Source organism: Microseira wollei NIES-4236 (assembly GCF_020521235.1).
GTDB lineage: Bacteria > Cyanobacteriota > Cyanobacteriia > Cyanobacteriales > Aerosakkonemataceae > Microseira > Microseira wollei.
Genome location: NZ_BLAY01000323.1, coordinates 1 through 5,866 on the forward strand (window position 1 = coordinate 1; position 5,866 = coordinate 5,866).

2 protein-coding genes are annotated in these 5,866 nt (G+C 48.8%); one reads left to right on the forward strand and one right to left on the reverse strand.

Annotated features, from left to right (window positions below):
* Positions 1 to 125 precede the first annotated feature (125 nt).
* Positions 126 to 3,398 carry a hypothetical protein gene (locus tag MiSe_RS47265; protein ID WP_226594048.1) on the reverse strand — a complete coding sequence of 1,091 codons (3,273 nt, stop codon included), beginning with the start codon at positions 3,396 to 3,398 and terminating at the stop codon, positions 126 to 128.
* Positions 3,399 to 3,828: 430 nt separating this feature from the next.
* On the opposite strand from MiSe_RS47265, the gene MiSe_RS47270 reads away from it, so the two are divergent.
* Positions 3,829 to 5,676 (forward strand): aminopeptidase P family protein, encoded by a 1,848-nt coding sequence (locus tag MiSe_RS47270; RefSeq protein ID WP_226594050.1) that lies wholly within the window; start codon positions 3,829 to 3,831, stop codon positions 5,674 to 5,676.
* The last annotated feature ends 190 nt before the right edge of the window (positions 5,677 to 5,866 follow it).

Genomic DNA, 5,866 nt, shown 5'->3' on the forward strand with positions numbered 1-5,866 from the left:
ATACAGTGGGGATGGACAGCGCCTCACTCAAAAATGCGTTAAATTCTGCCCCAACCAGGGCAGTAACAACGAAGCAGGAAGCCCGCGTTCTATCTGTACTCAGATGAACGTCGGGAGGATGTCACTCAGCTTGATTGCAAGTCAAGGTATTCGACCTTTAAAGGTGTATTAGGGGGAAACGCTGCTCCCAGTCGGACATTAACTTTCTTACCGCGAAGCTTTACCTGCATTTGCTTGCCGTCCCAATTCCAATCAATCTCACCATTTGGCATCGGTAATCCCCGCACCTGCATCGGCGCCTTCAGCCAGGTATCTGGAATTCCGGCACCAATTACTACCGTCGGCTGGTTGGTCGTCTGGTCAATGTAGGCTAGCATATCCAATTGCAGCAACAACATTTCGGCAGCAGTCCAGTAATGGGGCGTGACGTGGGGGGGAGTCACCCAGCCACGTACCCGCTCCCAACGACCAGAAGAGTTTTCTTCTCCTTTGCCCTCCCACCAGGTGTATAACCCAGGGGATGCCTGATGATGCCAAAACCAGCTTAAAGTCGATCGAACGCGCTCTGGTTGTTGCAGAAATAACCATTGGTGTGCTTCAGCGATATCGAAATAAGTCCACAGAGGGGTTTGGCGAAATTCGCCTTGGGCATCGCGTAGCTTAGTCCACCGCTCTTGCAGCCGTTGCAGCAGAGCATCTTTATGGGAGGTTGCTACCCAGGTAGGCCAAAGACTGCTGATGTAAGTCCGCTCGTTGTCCGACTCTGGTGGTTTGAATGCTTTTTCCCAAGCTTTTTTCAACTGGGCCGCTTTGGTGCGCCAACGCTGAGCATCGGCAGGGTGACCGACTCGTTCTGCCAGAGACGCGGCATCGAGTAGCCCCCGATAGCTGACAGCATTGACGAATAGTAGGGGGCGATGCCAATCCATTCGACCGACGATCAAACCGTTTTTAGCTGGATCTGCAACCAGTGTCAAGTCTGGGTTTTTCTGATATTTCGGCAAGACCGGACCGATTGCTGTCTGACGAATCGGTTCGTCTGTTGCCAACATCTTGAGGATGAATTCTGCTTTTCGGCGCACGTGGGGCATTAGCCATTTGTCGTATTCTGGCTGCTTTAGACGCACAGCCACCTCTTCGAGCGCCCAAATCGATAACCCAGGGGCATCGGCTTCCGCTCCGAAACCACCGAAGAAATCGTTTTCGGCAAAGTAGGTTGATAGTTCTTTTGCGACTTGCAACTGTCCGGCGCGCGCCAGAGCGACGACCTTGTAAGCGCCGTCGCGCTGCCAAGATAAGGGATAGTTGGTAGGTTCCCCAGGGCGGGTTTCCCGTCCCACAATACCCATCATCAGGTGGGCGACTTGTGCGTTCAAGCTGGCTGTAAATTGCTTGTCGGGAAGGTTTAATTCTAAGGCAGGTCGCGTATTGGTGACAGTTGGCGCTTTGATCGGTTTGGCGGGGGTAGAATCCTGGATGACTATATTCGTATTGCTGCTATCGGCTAGCTCAAACCGAGCATAGCCCCAGCCATTCTCGCTTTGCCATTGGGTACGCTCTGAGGGATCGCTCATCCAACCCTTTGGCCCTTCCTCACCTAAGTACACTTTGGCAGGCGCTGTTGAAAGCGTCACAGACCAACGGTCGTTGATTAACAGCCGTTTGCCATTCCAGTCGAGAGAGCGAATTGCCCCTCCTGCTGGACCGACGCTGCGGATAACCACCATTGGTTTAGTCGTTGCATTGGCTTGGGTTTTGAGATTGAGCGTCCAACTCCCCGGTTTGGTGGATGACCAGAATGCTTGGTAGTAGTTCGTTTGAGTCAGAATTCCCGGTATGTCCTGACCATCGACCCACTTTAACTGCTGGCGGAGATCGTTTAACGGGATGCGATCGCTAGTAGTCTGGAGATTCCCGTATGTATCGGTCAGCCACAGGGAAACGCCGAAGCTGCCCACGCTAGGGCTGAAACTGCCACCCGGTTCGTGATAGGCTTTATCAACTTCGCGGCTTCCTGGCGCCGCCAGCACCACGTGTCCCGTACCGCGAGGCCAGGGGTCGGTCGGGCGCAGCCGCATATGGCCTAAAACTTGATGGCGTGGCGGACCTTGAGTTAGAACAAACTCCTTAGCCTTAATCAATTGCGAACCATTATTCACACCCGCAGTTAGCACCAGCATACCTGCCAGTACCAAGGCTATGGGGCGCGCAGGCGTCTGCACGCTCCATGCTGCCAAAACTACTAACAATGGCAAGAAATGCAATGAGTAAAGAAATGTCTCTGACCCGTATACCAGATGTAGTGCCAGCTGTCCCACCAGGGTTAATCCCAAAACAATGCGTAGTTTGCCATGCTTTTTGATCGAGAAGAACCCCCATAAGCCCAAACCTAACAGTGCCATCCACAAAACTACTGAAACGCTGCCCCACAGACTTGCTGAACCTGGAGACGAGACTTGGGTCAGCATGATTGGCCAGTCCCTAGTTTTATGAACTATCTGGAAGACTGGCATCACCATCGTGTGAGCAAAAAAAGACTGGAGGACGTGCAAGAGACCGCGCGATGCCTGCTCCAGTATGTATCTTTTTTCCTCGCGATCGCCGAGAAAAAATACAGAACTGGGAAAGAGATACTTCTGTACGCCCCACAGCACGGTTATCAGGCAAAATGCATTCACCGTAATCTGGAATGCCCGCTTCGGACGATGGTTGGTAAATGTTGCCACGATACCAGCCATCCAGTTGGTGGTAGTCATGCTTAATGTGAAGGCACTTACAATTACGTACCATCCATCTGACAGCTTTCGATGTTGGGTGATGGCGACAAAACATAGTGCCACTAGAATGCTTAACGAGCCAAACGAGTAAGTCTCTGGCACGACAAACCAAAATATCGCTGATGCGCTAGTTGCCCCAAGTATGGTAAATAGTGTGGCGTCAAATCGTCGGCAACCAATCATTCTCAATAAAATGAACAGCGCACTTATCCACAGCGCAGCTATGGCAGCAATGACGAGTCTTACCGCAATAATCGATTTGATACCCAAGACAGTTTTCAGTAAATATGCTGGTGGGTAAGCTATCAGTGAAAATATTGGGTGTACCTTAGTGCGCTCATGACCGATCCACCGCTCGGTCATATTTGAAAAGACGCGAGTGATATCCCCTTGAAACCATACGTCGAAAGCCTTCTGATCCTGGACAATTGTTGTGTCGATCAGCCCTGCCCCTTGATATGAAGCGAAAGCTGCACAAGCTGCGAGCGCAACTACCAGCAGAATTTCGCCCCAGTGTTGGCGAGCTTGGCGATTAATCGCAGCGATTCTACTTTTGATCGATTCAGCCACTACAGGCAATTTGCCATATCTGCCTGCTATACCAAGCATGGTTTTTTTCATAGATTAATCTCTCGCAATTCGATTGACTTCGCGTTGCTTTCTGCTGGGCGAATCAGGTTTAATGCGATCGCACCATTGACTCTCGACTTTATCGGAATCCCCTATATTTCCCGATTACTCCTGTACTATTTAAGTAGATCTACTCTCTGATTTTGCCTGTAAAAATCCCTATAGTTTTGCTGGGATTTTTTAGATTGTAGTATTGCTACGGATATTGATGAAATTAGTTTTCGATTATTTTTACACAATCTTTAAACATTGCTGCTAAAATTAATTTTATCTTTATCTATTCTTCATAAACTTACTGCCAGCAGGGATTGGTAAAGAAAGATACAAGGGGCGCGCCTGATACCAAGTTGCAGTATGGGGAAGACGGCGATCGCTAAAATATTCCATACAACTGACATAATTAGCCAAACTCGATCCCTCTATGACATCCTTAGACGTTTTGCAGCCTCAAACCCAGATAGCGTCAATCCAAGCCAAGTTAACCGCAATGCGCGAGCTGATGGCAACCTATCAGTTAGACGCCTACTACATACCCTCTGCTGACGAACACTTAAACGAATATCTCCCCGAAGCGCTGCAACGACGGGAATGGGCAAGTGGCTTCACCGGCTCGGCGGGGGATATGCTAGTGGGACAAAATCAAGCTTGGCTATTTGTCGATTCCCGCTATCACGAACAGGCAGACTTACAAGTCGATCCATCTCTAATTCAAGTCTCCAAGTTGGGATTAGAAGGACAGAAAACTTTAGTAGAAACCTTAGAAACTTTAGCTAAATCAAAGCCTGGTTTCCGTTTGGGATTCGATCCGTTTACCCTTGCCGTTGAGCAATTCCGTACCTTTCAAAGGCAACTAGAACCGGCGGGAATTAAATTGGTATTCGTCCTAGAAAACTTGGTAGATAAAATTCGCCTCCAAAGTCATTGGCGCGAGTCAGAACCCTTACCCGCGTTGGGAAATTCCAAAGTATTCCTGGTGCCAGATGCGGTGACTGGGGAAACAACCGCACAGAAATTAACTAGGGTGCGAGAAGCAATGCAAAAGGCAAATACCGAGATTCTTCCCATTACTAAACTTGACCAAATAGCCTGGTTATTTAACCTCCGGGGTTGGGATGTTCCTTATAATCCCGTTTTTATTGCTTATGCAGTAATTACCCCCGATGCAGCGTTTCTGTTTACTAATTTGGCGCGCATGGGAGCCGAAATTCGCGCAGCTTTGCAGGGACAGGTTACTTTACTTCCCTACGAAAAATACGAAGAAACTTTAAAAACTTTGGTTTCGCAGAACGACTTGCGGGTACTGATCGATACCAAACATACGACAATGGGAACTTACGGCCTGTTAGAAGGAGCGAGGGTTGTAGAAACCGCCAATCCGATTGAAGGGATGAAAGCTCGTAAAAATGCTGTAGAAATCGCGCAGATGAAGGCGGCGAATTTAAAGGCAAGTCGAGCTATAGTGCGAACCTTAAAGTGGATTTCCACACAATTGGCAAGCGGGGAAAGCTTGAGCGAGTTGGATGTAGCGCGCGCGATCGCTCATAATTATCAACAAGAAGCCAATTTCCAAGGTTTGAGTTTCAACACCATTGCCGCTACAGGCTTTAATAGTTCTATTGTCCACTACGGCACCCCCAGTCCAGATCAAGTCCTCAAACAAGGTCAATTCTTCCTGCTAGACTCCGGCGCGCAGTATTTAGGAGGTACTACCGACGCCACTCGAACGATTATTATAGGCGAGCCAACTCCAGAACAAATTCTGCGCTACACGGAAGTATTAAAAGCCCACATTAACTGTGCCATGCAACAGTTTCCCAAAGGAACAACCGGAGCGCAATTAGATGGGATTACCCGCTATACCTTATGGCAAGAAAAACTCGACTTTGGTCACGGAACCGGACACGGCGTGGGAGCTTTCTTAAACGTCCACGAAGGACCAAATGGCATTAGCAAGCGCGTAAATGAAACCCTTGAACCAGGCATGGTAACTAGCATTGAACCCGGTTATTATCTACCTAATTGGGGTGGTATTCGGATTGAAAATCTTTATGTAGTTAAAGATTTATCTACCGAAACCGATGCAAATACAACGCCTTGGTATGGGTTTGAACCCCTTACCTACGTTCCGTTCGATCAACGACTAATCGATTTAAATCGCCTGTCTCAGAAACAGCGGGAGTGGTTAGAATGGTATAATTCAGCCACATTAGAAAAGCTGACTTCCACCCTAGAACCGGCAGAAGCTGAGTGGGTGAAACAAGCTTGTTGATCGGTTTTGGGACACGGCATGGGAAATATTTTGCCAGATACAGATAACTTCAACATGCCGTGTCCCTACATGGGGGGCGTTGTGACTGGGTGTTTGATCGGTTTTGGGACACGGCATGGGAAATATTTTGCCAGATACAGATAACTTCAACATGCCGTGCCCCTACATGGGGGGCGTTGTGACTGGGTGT

What these genes read in the sequence shown, in the direction of transcription:
- MiSe_RS47265 (WP_226594048.1), bottom strand. Translation starts at nt 3,398, where the DNA reads ATGAAAAAAACCATGCTTGGTATAGCAGGCAGATATGGCAAATTGCCT.
- MiSe_RS47270 (WP_226594050.1), top strand. Translation starts at nt 3,829, where the DNA reads ATGACATCCTTAGACGTTTTGCAGCCTCAAACCCAGATAGCGTCAATC.